This is a genomic window from Streptomyces sp. XM83C (genome assembly GCF_023072675.1).
Classification (GTDB): Bacteria; Actinomycetota; Actinomycetes; order Streptomycetales; family Streptomycetaceae; genus Streptomyces; species Streptomyces thermocoprophilus.
Window position 1 is genome coordinate 1 of sequence record NZ_JALLGL010000139.1, and the last position, 16,235, is coordinate 16,235.

17 protein-coding genes are annotated in these 16,235 nt (G+C 71.5%); 9 read left to right on the top strand and 8 right to left on the bottom strand.

Annotated elements, in window-relative coordinates; translation table 11 throughout:
* From MTQ10_RS17105 to MTQ10_RS17115, 3 genes are all read left to right on the top strand, one after another.
* Positions 1–1,226, top strand: a 1,226-nt coding sequence (locus MTQ10_RS17105) for a S1C family serine protease (RefSeq protein ID WP_247468935.1), incomplete at its 5' end; no start/stop codon positions are given.
* A 134-nt stretch (positions 1,227–1,360) separates the two neighbouring features.
* Complete coding sequence (locus tag MTQ10_RS17110) at positions 1,361–1,783, top strand: sec-independent translocase (protein WP_247468937.1); 423 nt, start codon at positions 1,361–1,363, stop codon at positions 1,781–1,783.
* A 241-nt stretch (positions 1,784–2,024) separates the two neighbouring features.
* Positions 2,025–2,690 (top strand): hypothetical protein, encoded by a 666-nt coding sequence (locus tag MTQ10_RS17115; protein ID WP_247468939.1) that lies wholly within the window; start codon positions 2,025–2,027, stop codon positions 2,688–2,690.
* An 89-nt stretch (positions 2,691–2,779) separates the two neighbouring features.
* Here MTQ10_RS17115 and MTQ10_RS17120 read toward each other — a convergent pair whose 3' ends face one another.
* From MTQ10_RS17120 to MTQ10_RS17130, 3 genes are read right to left on the bottom strand one after another with little or no spacing between them, the layout of a single operon-like run.
* On the bottom strand, positions 2,780–3,913 hold the full coding sequence (locus tag MTQ10_RS17120) for an Mrp/NBP35 family ATP-binding protein (RefSeq protein ID WP_247468941.1): 1,134 nt from the start codon (positions 3,911–3,913) through the stop codon (positions 2,780–2,782).
* Positions 3,914–3,956: 43 nt separating this feature from the next.
* A complete protein-coding gene (locus tag MTQ10_RS17125; protein ID WP_247468943.1) occupies positions 3,957–4,562 on the bottom strand; it encodes a DUF1003 domain-containing protein in 606 nt (201 codons plus the stop codon).
* Complete coding sequence (locus MTQ10_RS17130) at positions 4,546–5,850, bottom strand: magnesium transporter MgtE N-terminal domain-containing protein (protein WP_247468954.1); 1,305 nt, start codon at positions 5,848–5,850, stop codon at positions 4,546–4,548. Before MTQ10_RS17130 ends, MTQ10_RS17125 begins: the two co-directional genes overlap by 17 nt.
* Before the next feature lie 202 nt (positions 5,851–6,052).
* Between MTQ10_RS17130 and MTQ10_RS17135 the strand changes: the two genes are divergently transcribed.
* Positions 6,053–6,799, top strand: coding sequence for a hypothetical protein (locus tag MTQ10_RS17135; RefSeq protein ID WP_247468956.1), 747 nt, complete (start codon positions 6,053–6,055; stop codon positions 6,797–6,799).
* Positions 6,800–6,982: 183 nt separating this feature from the next.
* Here the strand turns inward: MTQ10_RS17135 and MTQ10_RS17140 are convergent, their stop codons facing one another.
* Positions 6,983–7,507 (bottom strand): hypothetical protein, encoded by a 525-nt coding sequence (locus MTQ10_RS17140; protein WP_247468958.1) that lies wholly within the window; start codon positions 7,505–7,507, stop codon positions 6,983–6,985.
* A 33-nt stretch (positions 7,508–7,540) separates the two neighbouring features.
* Entirely contained in the window at positions 7,541–8,680 is a 1,140-nt protein-coding gene (locus MTQ10_RS17145) for a magnesium and cobalt transport protein CorA (RefSeq protein WP_247468960.1), read from the bottom strand.
* 485 nt (positions 8,681–9,165) lie between these two features.
* Here MTQ10_RS17145 and MTQ10_RS17150 point away from each other — a divergent pair, with 485 nt between their 5' ends.
* A complete protein-coding gene (locus MTQ10_RS17150; RefSeq protein WP_247468962.1) occupies positions 9,166–9,750 on the top strand; it encodes a suppressor of fused domain protein in 585 nt (194 codons plus the stop codon).
* 51 nt (positions 9,751–9,801) lie between these two features.
* Here MTQ10_RS17150 and MTQ10_RS17155 read toward each other — a convergent pair whose 3' ends face one another.
* Positions 9,802–11,025 (bottom strand): MFS transporter, encoded by a 1,224-nt coding sequence (locus tag MTQ10_RS17155; protein ID WP_247468964.1) that lies wholly within the window; start codon positions 11,023–11,025, stop codon positions 9,802–9,804.
* Positions 11,026–11,192: 167 nt separating this feature from the next.
* Between MTQ10_RS17155 and MTQ10_RS17160 the strand changes: the two genes are divergently transcribed.
* The 3 genes from MTQ10_RS17160 to MTQ10_RS17170 all read left to right on the top strand — a co-directional run bounded on the left by MTQ10_RS17160 (position 11,193) and on the right by MTQ10_RS17170 (position 13,994).
* Positions 11,193–11,834: a DUF6758 family protein gene (locus MTQ10_RS17160; RefSeq protein ID WP_247468966.1), complete on the top strand. Its 642-nt coding sequence runs from the start codon at positions 11,193–11,195 to the stop codon at positions 11,832–11,834.
* Positions 11,835–12,295: 461 nt separating this feature from the next.
* Entirely contained in the window at positions 12,296–13,153 is an 858-nt protein-coding gene (locus MTQ10_RS17165) for a PHP domain-containing protein (protein ID WP_247468968.1), read from the top strand.
* A 235-nt stretch (positions 13,154–13,388) separates the two neighbouring features.
* Entirely contained in the window at positions 13,389–13,994 is a 606-nt protein-coding gene (locus tag MTQ10_RS17170; protein WP_247468970.1) for a MarC family protein, read from the top strand.
* Between the two features lie 84 nt (positions 13,995–14,078).
* Here MTQ10_RS17170 and MTQ10_RS17175 read toward each other — a convergent pair whose 3' ends face one another.
* Positions 14,079–14,231, bottom strand: a complete 153-nt coding sequence (locus tag MTQ10_RS17175; protein WP_247468972.1) for a Miff domain-containing protein — start codon at positions 14,229–14,231, stop codon at positions 14,079–14,081.
* A 186-nt stretch (positions 14,232–14,417) separates the two neighbouring features.
* Between MTQ10_RS17175 and MTQ10_RS17180 the strand changes: the two genes are divergently transcribed.
* Positions 14,418–15,314, top strand: coding sequence for an NYN domain-containing protein (locus MTQ10_RS17180; protein ID WP_247468973.1), 897 nt, complete (start codon positions 14,418–14,420; stop codon positions 15,312–15,314).
* Positions 15,315–15,351: 37 nt separating this feature from the next.
* Here MTQ10_RS17180 and MTQ10_RS17185 read toward each other — a convergent pair whose 3' ends face one another.
* Positions 15,352–16,224 carry an alpha/beta fold hydrolase gene (locus tag MTQ10_RS17185; RefSeq protein ID WP_247468975.1) on the bottom strand — a complete coding sequence of 291 codons (873 nt, stop codon included), beginning with the start codon at positions 16,222–16,224 and terminating at the stop codon, positions 15,352–15,354.
* Between the last annotated feature and the right edge of the window lie 11 nt (positions 16,225–16,235).

Genomic DNA, 16,235 nt, shown 5'->3' on the forward strand with positions numbered 1-16,235 from the left:
CCCTCGCGCCCGCCCCCACCCCCGACCCCTGGTCCCGCTACGACCCCTGGGCGGTCGCCGGGGCCAGGGCGTTGCAGCACCCCGGCAGCGCGGCGGAGAGCGAGCAGCGCACCCGGCGCAGGCGCCGCAGGGCGGTCATCGGCGCGGCGCTCGCGCTGGCACTGGTGTCCGGCGGCATCGGCGGCGTCGTAGGGGCGTATCTGGAGCGCAACGGCGGTGTCGGGACCGTGGAGCTGCCGCAGGCCGGGAAGGAGCCCGCCGACCGCGCCCCCGACAGCGTGGCCGGGATCGCCGCACGCGCCCTGCCCAGCGTCGTCACCCTGCACGTCAGGGGCACCACATCGGCCGGCACCGGCACCGGCTTCGTCCTCGACACGCGCGGCCACATCCTCACCAACAACCACGTCGTCGAACCGGCCGGCGACAGCGGCGAGATAACCGTCGTCTTCAACGGCGGCGAGACCGCCGAGGCGGAGATCGTCGGCCGGGACAGCGGCTACGACCTGGCCGTCGTCAAGGTCAAGGGCGTCAAGGGCCTCAAGCCGCTCCCGCTCGGCAACTCCGACAATGTGCAGGTCGGCGACCCGGTCGTGGCCATCGGCGCCCCCTTCGACCTGGAGGGCACGGTCACCTCCGGCATCATCAGCGCCAAGGAGCGGCCCATCACCGCGGGCGGTGAGAAAGGCGACGGCAGCGACATCTCGTACGTGGACGCCCTCCAGACCGACGCGCCGATCAACCCGGGCAACTCCGGCGGGCCGCTGCTGGACGCGCAGGGCCGGGTCATCGGCATCAACTCCGCGATCCGCTCCGCGGGTGGCGGCTCCGACGCCGACGGAGGACAGGCCGGCTCCATCGGACTGGGCTTCGCCATCCCCGTCAACCAGGGCAAACGCGTCGCCGAGGAGCTGATCAACACCGGCAGGGCCACCCACCCCGTCATCGGCATCACCCTCGACATGCAGTACACCGGCGACGGCGCCCGGGTCGACGACCGGGGCAGCGGCGGCGGCCCCTCCGTCACGGCGGGAGGCCCCGGCGACAAGGCCGGCATCGAACCCGGCGACGTCATCACCGCCGTCGACGGCCAGCGCGTCCACTCCGGCGAGGAACTGATCGTCAAGACCCGCGCGCACCGCCCCGGCGACCGCCTGGAACTCACCGTCCGGCGCGATGGCGGGGAACGGAAGATCACGCTGGTGCTCGGCTCGTCGGACAGCAGCTGACCGGAAGGTGAAGGAGCCCCCCGGAACTGCTGTATCTGACGGAAACGTCACAGGCGGGCGGCCCGGGGCGGTACCCGTCGGACAGGTCCGACAGGTACCGTGGATGCGGCCGAGGACATCCCAAGGAGCTACAGGTGTTCAATGACATAGGACCACTCGAGCTGGTCACGCTCGTCGTCCTTGCTGTGCTCGTCTTCGGCCCGGACAAGCTCCCCAAGGTCATCCAGGACGTCACCCGCACCATCCGGAAGATCCGCGAGTTCTCGGAGAGCGCCAAGCAGGACATCCGGCAGGAACTCGGCCCGGAGTTCAAGGACTTCGAGTTCGAGGACCTCAACCCCAAGACCTTCATCCGCAAGCAGCTGGAGAACGACGACCTGGGGCTGAAGGAGATCCGCAACGGCTTCGACCTGAAGAAGGAGATGGCCGAGATCACCGACGCCGTCCACAGCCGGGAGACGGACACCGCCCCCTCCGGCGGACGCGTCGACATGACGAAGCGGCCCGCCGACCCGCCGAAGGACGACCGGCCTCCCTTCGACGCCGACGCGACCTGACCGCCCGGCAGCTCACACGCCCCGGAGCAGGGCGTACGCCCCGCGCACGTGACGCGATTCATACGGTTCCGCCGCCCCGCACGGCCTGAACGCGCCGCCCGGACGCCTCGCGCGCCGGGCGGTTTCCCTACCGCCCGGAGCAGGGTGGATATGCTGCCGAGTTGTTGTGCGGACCGGACGAGTACGCCCGAAGGGGGGCGGGCTGCTCCGGACCGACGAGAGCGAGGAGGCGTCCGGGCAGATGGAGACGACGAGTCGGGCAGTCGCGGAGGCGCCGGCCGCGGAGGGCGGACAACAGGTCCCCTCCGCCCGGCGTACGGTCGACGGCTACCTGAGCGCGCCCTTCCCGTGGTACGGCCTCGACGAGGCCTTCACGGGGCCGCGCTGGCTGATGCAGGTCGGTACGGCGGCCGACGGGGCCGTCGAACACGGTTCCGTCGGACACGGCGACGAGCCGACCGTGCGGGGCGAGGTCGGCAACGAAAGCGAACCGCGGGAGAAGTTCGCCGTCGTGGTCACCGTCGCCGCACAGCCCGACCGGCGCAGCGCCGACGGCACGGGGCTGCTGGAGGCCACCACGGTGTCCTCGGCGGCCTGGCTCGCCGGAGTGGGGCTGCTGTCCTTCACCTGGCCCGGGCAGATGGACCACAGCCTGCGCGACGACTGGCTGGAGCAGCAGACAGAGACGGCGTGGACGCTCGCCGACGACCTCGACGGGCCCCCCTGGTCGACGCTGTCCCTGCCGGTGGACGGGGTGCCGACGCCGTTCCACTACCGGGAGTCCGAGTTCGGCTGGGTGCTCGCCGGTACGACACAGCGGGGGGTGCACGTCGGGGCGTACGGCCGCGGCATGAGCGCGTACGGGCTGGGCTTCGCGCAGATCGAGGACATCTCGACGTACGCCTGACAGCCCGAGCGCCTCACCGGGGCGCACCGAGCGGAAACAAGGGGGCGCACGCCGGAACCCGGCGGGCGCCCCTTCGTCGTCCGCGGCGCTCAGAACTTGTTGCGCGGTGTGATCCCCAGCGACAGCCCCGACAGGCCGCGCTGACGCCCGCCCAGCTTGCCCGCGATCGCGCGCAGCGCCGAGCCCGCCGGGGACTCCGGGTCGGACAGCACGACCGGCGTGCCCGCGTCGCCGCCCTCACGCAGCCGGACGTCGATCGGGATGCTGCCGAGGACCGGCACCGACGTACCCGTCGTACGGGTCAGGCCGTCGGCGACGAGCTGGCCGCCGCCCGTGCCGAACACGTCGACCATCTCCCCGCAGTGCGGGCAGGGCAGGCCGGACATGTTCTCGACCACGCCGACGATCTTCTGGTGGGTCTGCACGGCGATGGAACCGGCCCGCTCGGCCACCTCGGCGGCGGCCTGCTGAGGCGTGGTCACGACGAGGATCTCGGCGTTCGGGATCAGCTGGGCGACGGAGATCGCGATGTCGCCGGTGCCGGGCGGCAGGTCCAGCAGCAGCACGTCCAGGTCGCCCCAGTACACGTCCGCGAGGAACTGCTGCAACGCGCGGTGCAGCATCGGGCCGCGCCACACCACCGGCGCGTTGCCCGGCGTGAACATGCCGATGGAGATGACCTTCACGCCGTTCGCGGACGGCGGCATGATCATGTTCTCGACCTGGGTGGGCTTGCCGTCGGCGCCCAGCATGCGGGGCACGCTGTGGCCGTAGATGTCGGCGTCCACGACACCGACCTTCAGCCCGTCGGCGGCCATCGCCGCGGCCAGGTTGACCGTCACCGACGACTTGCCGACACCGCCCTTGCCGGAGGCGACCGCGTACACCCGGGTGAGGTTGCCGGGCTTGGCGAACGGCACCTCGCGCTCGGTCTGGCCGCCGCGCAGCGCCGCCGCCAGCTCCTTGCGCTGCTCGTCGCTCATCACGTCGAGGGACACATCGACCCGGGTGACGCCGTCGACGCGGGAGACCGCGTCGGTGACGCGCTGGGTGATCGTGTCACGCATCGGACAGCCCGAGACCGTCAGGTACACGGTGACCGCGACCGCCCCATCGGCGCCGATCTCCACCGATTTGACCATCCCGAGCTCGGTGATGGGCCGGTTGATCTCGGGGTCGTTCACCGTCGCCAGTGCCTCGCGCACCGCGTCTTCGCTAGCCATGAGAACGATGGTACGGCCGAGTAGCCTCGCCCGGGAAAGCCCGTCAGCGGTCGTCTACGTCACGTCCCGGCGACCGTTCTGCCGGGAATACCGCCCGCCCCCGGTGCCCGTCGTGCCGCTCGTCCAGCTCTTTCACCAGGTCCTGCAGCTCGGAGCGGATCCAGTCGCGGGTGGCGACCTCGCCGAGGCCGATGCGCAGCGCGGCGATCTCCCGTGTCAGGTACTCGGTGTCGGCGATGGAACGCTCGTTCTGCTTGCGGTCCTGTTCCAGGTTGACCCGGTCCCGGTCGTCCTGCCGGTTCTGCGCGAGCAGGATCAGCGGCGCCGCGTAGGACGCCTGGAGCGACAGCATCAGCGTCAGGAAGATGAACGGGTACTCGTCGAACCGCAGCTCGTGCGGTGCGGCCACGTTCCACAGCACCCACAGCACGATGACGACGGTCATCCATACGATGAACCGTCCCGTGCCGAGGAACCGGGCGATCCGCTCCGACAGCCGGCCGAACGCCTCCGGGTCCCACTCGGGCAGGATGCGCCGCCGCGGCGGGCGCGGCTGGTCGAGCCGGGGCCGGCTGCGGGTGGTGGCGGTCGCCCCCGCGGGGCTGCGCTCACGGACCGCCTCCCGGCCGCCGTCACGCTCCGGCGCCATTCCGGCCCACCCCCTGCCCGTCGTCCTCGTCGTCCAGGTGGAACTCGGTCTCCCGCCAGTCGTCCGGCAGCATGTGGTCCAGTACGTCGTCCACGGTGACCGCGCCGAGCAGCGACCCCGCCTCGTCCACGACGGGCGCCGCGACCATGTCGTACGTCGCGAAGAACCCGGCGACCAGCGGCAGCGCCGCGTCCGGGTCCAGCGGCTGAAGATCACGATCGACGAGCGAGCTGACCAGCGTGTACGGGGGGTCGCGCAGCAGCCGCTGGAAGTGCACGGTGCCCAGGTACTTGCCGGTCGGGGTCTCGTCGGGCGGCCGGCAGACATAGACCTGAGCGGCGAGCGCCGGGGACAGGTCGGGGTTGCGGACGCGGGCGAGCGCGTCGGCGACGGTGGCGTCGGGCAGCAGCACGATCGGCTCGGTCGTCATCAGCCCGCCCGCGGTGCGCTCCTCGTACGACATCAGCCGCCGCATGTCGGCCGCGTCGGAGGGCTGCATCAGGCTCAACAGCCGCTCCTGCTCCGCCTCCGGCAGCTCGCTCAGCAGGTCGGCGGCGTCGTCCGGGTCCATCGCCTCCAGCACGTCGGCGGCGCGCTCCTCCTTCAGCTTGCCGAGAATCTCGATCTGGTCGTCCTCCGGCAGCTCCTCCAGCACATCGGCGAGCCGGTCGTCGTCGAGGGCGGCGGCGACCTCCGCGCGCCGCTTGGGCGACAGATGGTGCAGGACGTTGGCGAGGTCGGCGGGGCGCAACTGTTCGAACGTGGCGAGCAGGTTCTCCGCGCCCTGCCCCTGCTCCTCCAGGGAGAACCCGGTGACCTGCGACCACTCGACGGTCAGCGACTCGCCTCGGGCTCGCCGCAGAGGCCCGGTGCGGCGGCCCTTGCGGACGAAGACCCGGTCGATCTCCCAGTCGCGGCGGGCGGGCAGCTGCTGCACCGACAGGTCCAGCACCGTGACCTCCTCGCCGGTCTCCACGAGGGTGACGCGGCGGTCCAGCAGCTCACCGAAGACGAGGCGTTCGGTGGGCCGCTGCTCGAAGCGGCGGACGTTGAGCACACCGGTGGTGATGACCTGGCCGGACTCGATGCCGGTGACCCGGGTCATGGGCAGGAAGATGCGGCGGCGGGTGGACAGTTCGACGACCAGGCCGAGCAGCCGCGGCGGGCGCCGGCCGACGCGCAGCATGACGACCAGGTCCCGTACACGGCCCACCTGGTCGCCGTTGGGGTCGAAGACGGCGACGCCGGAGAGATGCGACACGAAGATCCGCGGGGCGCCGGCTGCCATGGCTTTCCGTTCCTTTGCGTACGAGGTGTGCGGTGTTGGCGTTCCTTCTCCCGATTGCCCGCCCGGTCGGGCTTCAGGCTAGCCCGTCCTGATCGGCTCCGCCCTGGTGGGAGGTCCGGACGAGCTGGCTCCGCGTCACCTCGGCGGCCCCGGTACGCTGCCGTACGCCGTCGTGGACCCCGCCAGAAAGGCAGCCTCACCTGTGACTGCGACTTCCCTGGGCCGTATCCGCCGGGTTGCGCTGGCCGGCGCGCTGAGCGTGCTGGGCGTGGCGGGGCTCGCGGGGTGCAGCGAGGATCCGGACGCGGGCACCAACGGGGTCGGCAAGCTGGCGCCGGAGCAGATCCAGACCCGTACGCAGCAGGCCGCCGCCTCCGTGGCGACCGTGCGCCTCGCGGGGTCGGTGGTGGCGGGCGGCGCCACCTACAAGCTGGACATGCGGCTGAAGAGCGACGGCTGCTCCGGGTCCGTCACCGCCGACGGCGCCACCTTCGAGCTGCTGCGGGTCGGCGAACAGCTCTATCTGAAGGCCGGCGCGGACTTCTGGACCCGCGGGGACGGCAAGAACGACGCCGCCTCCGACAAGGCCGCCGCCGCCAAGCTGGACGGCAAGTACGTGAAGGTGCCGAAGGGCGACCCGGCGTACCGGCGATTCAGCGGCTTCACCGACAAGAACACCCTGCTGGGCGGGCTGCTCACGCTGCACGGCACCCTCGACACCGACGGCCATCACGAGCAGGACGGCGTCCGCACCATCCGCATCACCGGCGACGACGGGGCCGGCGGCACCCTCGACGTGTCCCTGGAGGGCAAGCCGTACCCGCTGCGGCTGGAGCGCGCGGGCGGCGCGGGCACGCTGGTCTTCTCCGACTGGGGCAAGGACTTCGCCGTCAAGGAGCCCCCGAAGAGCGAGACGGTCGACTACGGCAAGCAGCTCCCGTCGTCCTGAGCCCCTGCGGGGCGCACCGGCGGGCGTCCGCTCCGGGGATTCTGCTCCGCCGACGCGTCAGCTTCGGGGATTTGCGGCCGGGCTGCGGCCCGTCGGCGTGTTTGCTCCAGAGCTTCGGCTCTTCGGCCCGGTAGGCGCGTCAGCTCCGGAGCTTCGGCCCGCGCTCGCGGCCCCGCCGGCGGGTCAGCTGCGGGGCTTGCGGCCCCGTCGCTTGAACAGCAGGCGCGGCAGGCCTTCCGGGAGCGGCTCGCGGGTCGTCGCCGGTGACGGCACCGGCGGCGCCGCGAGCGAGCCGTCCGGCAGCGGCAGCGGCGCCCCCGCCGGCTCCAGTCGCAGCACCCGGCACTCGCGCGCCCAGCGGGCCGGCATCGCCTCGCCGTCGGGCGCGTTGAGCCGCTTGCCCTTCAGCTCGGCGACGGCCGCGAGCCACTCCTCCGACTCGGGCGCCGGCTCGGTCACCGTCGCGGTGTAGGTGACCAGCCGGCCGCCCTTGTCCTTGCTGCGGACGGTGACCTCCGCCGAGCCGCCGGCGGTGAGATACGGCAGCGGCTGCTCGCCGGGGCCGTCGCCGACGACGCAGGCCGCGCCCTCGTGCCAGACGTGCCACAGGGCGCGCGCGGCGGGCGCGCCTTCGCCCTTGACCCAGATGAGGCCGGACTTCTTGGTGGCCTCCTCGATGAGGGCCCGGTCGAGCAGTTCGCTGGTCATGCCCTCAGCCTATCCACCGGGCGGGTACGGCCCCTAGAGCCAGCCGTTGCGCTTGAGGGTGCGGTGGATGCCGAGGCAGATGGCGCCGGTGATCGCGAGGATCACCGGGTAGCCGTACTTCCAGTGCGTCTCCGGCATGTAGTCGAAGTTCATGCCGTACACCCCGCACACCATCGTCGGTACGGCGATGATCGCCGCCCATGAGGTGATCTTCCGCATGTCCTCGTTCTGCGCGACGGACGCCTGCGCGAGGTTGGCCTGGAGGATGGAGTTGAGCAGTTCGTCGAAGCCGACGACCTGCTCCTGGACGCGGGCGACGTGGTCGGCGACGTCACGGAAGTACTTCTGGATGTCGGGGTCGATCAGCCGCATCGGCCGCTCGCTCAGCAGCTGCATGGGCCGCAGCAGCGGCGACACAGCCCGCTTGAACTCCAGGATCTCCCGCTTCAGCTGGTAGATCCGGCCGGCGTCGGTGCCGCGCGGGGTGCCCTTGCGGCCCGGCGAGAACACCTCGGTCTCGACCTCGTCGATGTCGTCCTGGAGGGCGTCGGCGACGGCGATGTACCCGTCCACGACATGGTCGGCGATGGCGTGCAGCACCGCGGAGGGGCCCTTGGCGAGCAGCTCCGGGTCGTCCTGGAGGCGGTGGCGCAGCGCGCGCAGCGAGCCCTGTCCGCCGTGCCGGACGGTGATGAAGAAGTCCCGGCCGGTGAAGCACATGACCTCGCCGGTGGACACGACTTCGCTGCTGGCGGTGAGTTCGTCGTGCTCGAGGTAGTGGACCGTCTTGAAGACGGTGAACAGCGAGTCGTCGTAGCGCTCCAGCTTGGGCCGCTGGTGCGCCTGCACGGCGTCCTCGACGGCCAGCGGGTGCAGCCCGAACTCGGCGGCGATCCCGGCGAATTCGGCCTCGGTGGGCTCGTGCAGTCCGATCCACACGAAGCCGCCGTCACGCCGCACCTCCCGCATCGCCTGCTGCGGGGTGAGCGGGCCGGTGCACTCGACGCGGGCGCCGTCGCGGTAGACGGCGCAGTCGACGACGGCGGACGTCCCGCCGGCGCCGCGGGTGCCGGTGCGGGCGAGGGTGTCGGCCGGCAGGGGCCTGCGCGGGGTCTTGCGCAGGGAGACACGGGCGGGACGGACCACTGCACGCAGGTCGCGGATCATCGACATGGGCGGGCTCCTTCGCGTCGGGCAGCGAAGACGTCGGACACCCGCGGCGGGTGGAACTACCCGGAATGAGGACGTCCTGAGCGCGGATGTTTGGCACGTCCACAAAGCGGGGAGCACCGCACCGTCGCGGTGGCGAGCTTCGCTGCTGTTTCAGATCACAGACAGATCAGGCAAGACGAAACGAAGTGCTCTTCCGCGTGAAGACGCGAGCCAGGAGGTCGGCAGGCGAGGCCAGAGCCGGAACAGCTACATCAGCAGCCGGAAGAGCGAGTGGTACTGCACGGTCGACTTCGGTCCATGACAGCCCCACCTCCTCCGGCCGGTCCCTCGTGAGGGACGATCCATTCCCGTCAGGGAGTCTTCAGGCGTCGGGGCGAAGATCGCGACGCTTCTGCGTGCTGCCCCGAACACCGGCCCAGGGTATCAGCCGCCCACGGTGTCAAGGTGCGGCTTTGCCCGCTGCTGGCGAGTTCTATGCTCGCCGCATGGCTGATGTTCTTCCTCTGGTCGAGGCCCGGTTGCGTACGGCGCTGGGCGAACCGGACGCGCGCGCCGCGGTCACCTTCCTCGGCACCGACCGCATCGAGGTGCTCCGCTTCCACGAGGGAGACGTCGTGCGGTACGCGACCCTCGGCATGTCCGCACAGCCGATGGCGGACCCCACGGCGATGCTCGCCGACCCGGTGAAGGGGCCGCGCGCCGAGCTGCTGCTGTCGGTGCGCGCCGGTGCCGCCGACACCGACAAGGTGCTCAGGCCGCTTGCCGTGCTCGCCGCGTCGCCGCAGGTGGAGGGCGTGGTGGTGGTACCAGGCGCGTCGCTGGACGTGGGGGAGCCGCTGTGGCCGGGTGCGCCGTTCACGTCGGTTCTGGTGGCCGAGCCGGGCGGTCTGGTGGAGGACCTGGAGCTGGACGCGCCGCTGGACCCGGTGCGGTTCCTGCCGCTGCTGCCGATGACCCCGAACGAGGCCGCCTGGAAGCGCGTGCACGGGGCGCAGGCCCTTCAGGAGCGGTGGCTGAAGCACGGGACGGACCTCCGCGATGGGTCCCGGAAGTCCGTCCCGCTGGACTGAGCCCGTCCGGCCCCGGCGTGAGCAAGGTCACCAACCGGGGCCGGGTGACGGTCAGTTGACGAAGGCGCTGACGCTGTCCTCGGTGGCGTGCCGAGGCTGGAGCTCCTCCGCCTCGTGGGTGAGCGAGCGGCGCCGTACGAGGACGACGAGCGCGCCGACGAGGGCGGTGGCCGCGGCGACGGCGAACGGGACGTGCACGTCGGTCCACTCCTCGATCTTCGGCGCGAAGTAGGGCGCTGCGGCGGCGGCGAACCAGCGCACGAAGTTGTACCCGGCGCTGGCCACGGGGCGCGGGGCGTCGGAGACGCCGAGGGCGAGTTCGGTGTAGACGGTGTTGTTCACGCCGATGAACGCGCCCGACAGGATGGTGCAGACGATCGCGGTGGTGTGGTCGCCGTAGCCGAGGACGAGGACATCGGCCGCGAGCAGCACCAGGGAGCCGCCGAGCACCTTCAGCGAGCCGAACCGCTCCTGCATGCGCGGCGCCACGATCACGGAGAACACGGCGAGCAGCACACCCCAGGCGAAGAACACGGCACCCGACTTGTACGGGGTCATGTCCAGTACGAACGGGGTGAAGGCCAGCACGGTGAAGAACGTGTAGTTGTAGAAGAACGCCGAGGCCGCCGCCGAGGCGAGTCCGCCGTGGCCGAGCGCCTTGACCGGGTCGAGCAGCGAGGTCCTGCGCGCGGGCCTCGGCTGCTCCTTCAGGAACGCCGAGATGCACAGGAAGCCCACCGCCATCAGCGCGGCCGTACCGAAGAAGGGGTAGCGCCAGCTGGCGTCGCCGAGCAGGGCGCCGAGCAGCGGGCCGCAGGCCATGCCGAGGCCGAGCGCGGACTCGTACAGCAGGATCGCCGCCGCGCTGCCGCCGGCCGCCGCACCGACGATGACGGCGAGGGCGGTGGAGACGAACAGGGCGTTGCCGAGGCCCCATCCGGCGCGGAAGCCGACGAGTTCACCGACCGAGCCGGAGGTGCCGGCCAGGGCCGCGAAGACCACGACGAGCGCGAGCCCGGCGAGCAGGGTCCTACGACCGCCGATGCGGCTGGAGACGAAGCCCGTGAACAGCATCGCGAAGGCGGTGATCAGGAAGTACGAGGTGAACAGCAGCGAGACCTGGCTGGGCGTCGCGTCGAGTCCCTGGGCGATCGACGGCAGGATCGGATCGACCAGTCCGATGCCCATGAACGCGACGACGGAGGCGCCGGCGGTGGCCCACACCGCCTTGGGCTGCCGCAGGATGCCGCCGGCACCCGCGTCGAAGGGATCCAATGTTCTTCTCCCGTCAGATGAGTCGGGTACGCCGTCTTGTCGGACGCACGATCAGTTAGATACGCTAATAAATGTAGCGTACACCTATTTGTTCCCGATGTCATCGTTCCGCCCGGACGGGTGATCGTCCTTGACGGGACGCGGCGGGGGTAGGACCGTGGACCCCTATGAGGGGCGAACCCAGTTGCCCGAAGTGTGGTGGCCGGGTCAGGGCTCCCGGCCTCTTCGCCGATTCCTGGCAGTGCGATGCGCACGGCACCGTGTATCCGCTGCAGCCCGTGATCCCGCCCAGCGTCGAGGCCCTCAGCGTCGTGGTGCACCGCACCCAGGTCCCGGTGTGGATGCCGTGGCCGCTGCCCGTCGGCTGGCTGTTCACGGGCGTGGCGTACGCGGGGGACGACCGCAGCGGCGGCCGTGCCACGGCCGTGGCGTGCAGCGGGCCCGGACCGCTGGGCGGCGTCGGCGAACTGATCATCGTCGCGGAGGAGCTGGGCGTCGGCCTCGGCGCCCGCTACGCCGGCATCGACGGACCCGACCCCGGGCCCTGTCTGGACGTCGAGAAACCCGCGCAGACCAAGGTCCTCGCCGCCGGCCGGCCGACCCCGCTGTGGCTCGTCTCCAAGACGCCGGACGACCGAGCGGTGTTCGCGGGGGAAGCGCTCGGCATGTGGCTGTGGGCGGTCGTCTGGCCCGAGCAGTCCGGGCTCCTCCTGTACGACGAGCTGGTGCTGACCGACCTGCGGGACGCCGGAGCCGAGGTCGAGCTGGTGCCGTGCGGGGCGCTGTCGCCGAGGTTGCTCAAGCCTTGAGGGGGCGCCCGGCCTTGAGGGGCGGCGCAGGTCTTGAGGGGGCGCCCGGCCTTGAGGGGGGCTGCTCCGGCCTTCGAAGGGCGGTCGCGCGCGTCCTGAGGGGCGGGGCCGCCACTCCCTCAGGGCGGGGTCGGTTCTTCCTGTCGTGCCGAGGGGCCCTCATGGCCTCGCCGCGGCGGCGGTGCCCCGACGGCGGGCCGCGCCGGAGCGGTGCGTGCCGTGGCGGCGGTGTGAGGCGGCGGGCCCCCGGAGCGGTGCGTGCCGAGGCGGTGGTGTCCGGCGGCGGGCCCCCGGGGCGGTGCGTGCCGAGGCGGTGGTGTCCGGCGGCGGGCCCCCGGAGCGGTGCGTGTCGCGCCCCACGCATGTAAGGGGCGCTGCCCCCTGCGGGTGTGACAGGGCGGCCGGAAAATCCGGTTATCCTTGGGTGTCCCATCCGTACCGTCACCGCTGGAGCCCGCGCAGTGCGCATCGACCTGCACACCCACTCCACCGCATCCGACGGTACGGACACCCCCGCCGAGCTGGTCCGCAACGCCGCCGCGGCCGGGCTGGACGTCGTCGCCCTGACCGACCACGACACCACCCGCGGACACGCCGAGGCCCTCGCGGCCCTGCCGGAGGGGGTGACGCTGGTCACCGGGGCCGAGCTGTCCTGCCGTATCGACGGCGTCAGCATGCACATGCTGGCCTACCTGTTCGACCCCGAGGAGCCCGATCTGCTCGCCGAGCGCGAGCTGGTCCGTGACGACCGGGTGCCGCGGGCCAAGGGCATGGTCGCCAAGCTGAACGCGCTGGGCGTGCCGGTCACCTGGGAGCAGGTCGCGCGCATCGCCGGCGACGGCTCCGTGGGCCGGCCGCACATCGCCACCGCCCTCGTCGAGCTGGGTGTCGTCCCCACCGTGAGCGACGCCTTCACGCCCGAGTGGCTGGCGGACGGCGGCCGGGCGTACGTCGAGAAGCACGAGACCGACCCGTTCGAGGCGATCCGGCTGGTCAAGGCCGCGGGCGGGGTCACCGTCTTCGCCCACCCCGGCGCGAGCAAACGCGGGCGTACGGTGCCCGAGTCCGCGATCGCCGAGATGGCCGCCGCAGGGCTGGACGGCATCGAGATCGATCACATGGATCACGACGAGCCGACCCGGGCGAGGCTGCGCGGCCTCGCCAAGGAGCTGGGCCTGCTGGTGACGGGCTCCTCCGACTATCACGGCAGCCGCAAGACCTGTGTGCTCGGCGAGTACACCACCGACCCCGAGGTCTACGGGGAGATCACCCGGCGGGCGACCGGGGCCTTCCCCGTCCCCGGCACCGGCGGAATCTGACAGGCGCACGCCGGGCGCCCTGCGCGCCCCGGACACGTCACGCGCCCCGCGCACGCCGGGCCTCCCGCCCGCCCCGCGCACTCCGCGCGTCGCGGCGTCGGCGTCGTAGCGAACTCCTTCGCGCTCCTGTCCTCACCGGCTCGCTCTCCCGAGTGCCCGGGGCCGGGCCGGGAGGCGCCGTCGTGCGCCCCGCACACCTCACCCCGTCCACGTTCCATTCGTCTGCAAGGCCCTCATGTTCGACGTCGCTGTCTTCGGCTCGCTCTTTTTGACCCTGTTCGTCATCATGGATCCCCCTGGGATCACCCCGATTTTCATCGCCCTGACCGGTGGCCGGCCCGCCCGGGTGCAGAAGCGGATGGCGTTCCAGGCCGTCTGTGTCGCGGGCGGTGTGATCACCGTCTTCGGGCTGCTCGGCCACCAGATCCTGAACTATCTGCATGTCTCCGTGCCCGCGCTGATGATCGCGGGCGGTCTGCTGCTTCTGCTGATCGCGCTCGATCTGCTCACCGGCAAGACCGACGAGCCGAAGCAGACCAAGGACGTCAACGTCGCCCTCGTCCCGCTGGGCATGCCGCTGCTGGCCGGGCCCGGCGCGATCGTGTCCGTGATCCTCGCCGTGCAGAAAGCCGACAGCGCGTCCATGCAGGTGTCCGTGTGGGCGGCGATCCTCGCGATCCACATCGTGCTGTGGCTGGTGATGCGCTACTCGCTGCTGATCATCCGCGTCATCAAGGACGGCGGGGTGGTCCTGGTGACCCGGCTCGCCGGCATGATGCTCTCCGCGATCGCCGTCCAGCAGATCATCAACGGCGTCACGCAGGTCGTCCGCGGCGGCTGAGCCGTACCGCACCGACCGCTCCCGGACGCAGCAGGGCCCCGTACGGCAGATTCCGTACGGGGCCCTGAATACTCCTGGGGGGCGTTACGAAGCCGAGGTCTCGGCCGGGCGGATCCACAGGCGCTGACCGATGGCGGCGGCCTGCTGGACGATCCTGTTGACGGAGGCGGCGTCCACGACGGTGGTGTCCACGGGCGTGCCGTCGACGTCGTCGAGTCGAGTGATTTCGAAGCGCATGGTTGCTCCCCCTTCCTCTCGTGTCTCTGAGTGAGTCAACCGTGAAGGTGTTACAAACATTCCCTACGCTAAAGAAATTTTTCGAACAACTAATTACTGACGAGTAAGGGATTGCGCTCGGATGATCTTTCGGGACCGAACGGGACCGGTTGTGTTCGTAGCGTGACCGACGGGACAATGGAGGTGATGAACGACGACCTCGCGGCCCTGGCCGCCCGTATCGACCGCACGAACGAGCTGCTCCAGCGCATGCTCGCCGAGGTGGCCAAGACACCCTCCACCCATGCGATCTTCGTCGACGCGGGATACCTCTACGCCGCCGCGGGACGCCTCGTCGCCGGCACCGAGGACCGCCGCGCCTTCGACGTCGACGCCGAGGGCCTGATCGAGGCCCTCATCGACCGGGCACGCACCATCTTCGCGGACAGCCGGCTGCTCCGCGTTTACTGGTACGACGGCGCCCGCCGCCGTATCCACACCGCCGAGCAGCAGTCCATCGCCGAACTGCCCGACGTCAAGGTCCGCCTCGGCAACCTCAACGCCAACAACCAGCAGAAGGGCGTCGACTCCCTGATCCGCTCCGACCTGGAGTCCCTCGCCCGGCACCGCGCCATCAGCGACGCCGCCCTCCTCGGTGGCGACGAGGACCTGGTGTCCGCCGTGGAGGCCGCCCAGGGGTACGGTGCCCGCGTCCACCTGTGGGGCATCGAGGCGCCGGAGGGCCGCAACCAGGCCGAGCCGCTGCTCTGGGAGGTCGACAGCCAGCGCACCTTCGACCTCGACTTCTTCAAGCCGTACGTCTCCCGGCGGACCCCCGCCAGCTTCGAGACCCTCGCCGCCGCCCGGCCCACCCGGGAGGACGTCCGCTTCGTCGGCGCCCAGATCGCCGCGAAATGGCTTGCCGCCCGGGGCCGCGAAGCCCTCGGCGAGCTGCTGCCCGGCCGGCCATATCTGCCCGGCTCCGTCGACCAGGACCTGCTGGTGGAAGCCGAGACCATCCTCAAGTACTCCCTGCGCGGCCAGTCGGACCTCCGCCGCTCCCTGAGGGACGGCTTCTGGGGGCATCTGGAAGGGCAGTACTAGACGCCCAGGCGGCGGTGGTGCGTCGCGTCGGAGGGCTTCAGCCGACGCTGTCCCAGAAGTCGGCCAGGGCACGAGCCGTCGGCAGGGGCTGGTAGGCGTTGGGGGAGTGCTCGGCGCCGGGGACGATCGTGCGGTGCGCGCGCAGCCGTACCGCCATCTCGTCCAGCAGCGGCACCGGCCAGGCGTCGTCCCGCTCGCCCGACAGCACATGGAACGGCAGCGGCAGCGCGGCCAGTTCCGCGACCCGGTCCGGCTCCGTGCACAACTGGCGTCCGGTGGCGACGAGTTGCGCGGGCCGCGTGTTCACGAACCGGGCACGCAACTGCGCCAGGTCGCCGATGCCGCGAGCCGGGCCGCCGACCTCCTCCGGCGGGCCCATCGCCAGGATCGCCTCCCACACCTCCGCCATCGACATCACCGCGAGCGCGTCCCGCAGCAGCTTCACCCGCTGCTGCTGCCCGTCCGACACCTGCGCGGGACCCGACGCCATCAGCGTGAACGAGCGGAACGGGGTGTGGTCGAGCAGCACCGCCGAGCGCGTGATGTGCCCGCCCAGCGAGTGCCCCAGCAGATGCACGGGACCGTCGGCCTCCAGCGCGGCGGCCTGCGCGAGCACATCCAGCGCGAGTTCCTGCCGGGCGTAGGCCGACTCGTCGTCGGCGGGTCCGTCGGACTCGTTCTGCCCGCGCCCGTCCACGGCCACCGTCCGGTAGCCGCGCGCCGCGAGCGGGCCCTGCATGAGCCCGAAGTCCTCCTTGCTGCCGGTGAACCCCGGCACCAGCAGCGCGACACCCCGCTCCGGCACACCTTCCGGCACGGGCATGTCGATGACGGCGAACCTGGCGCGCGGCGTGCGCAGCCGACGGACGCGGGCACCGGGGGGCGGGGAGAAGGGCAGTGGGGAGGTCACGGGGTGAGGGT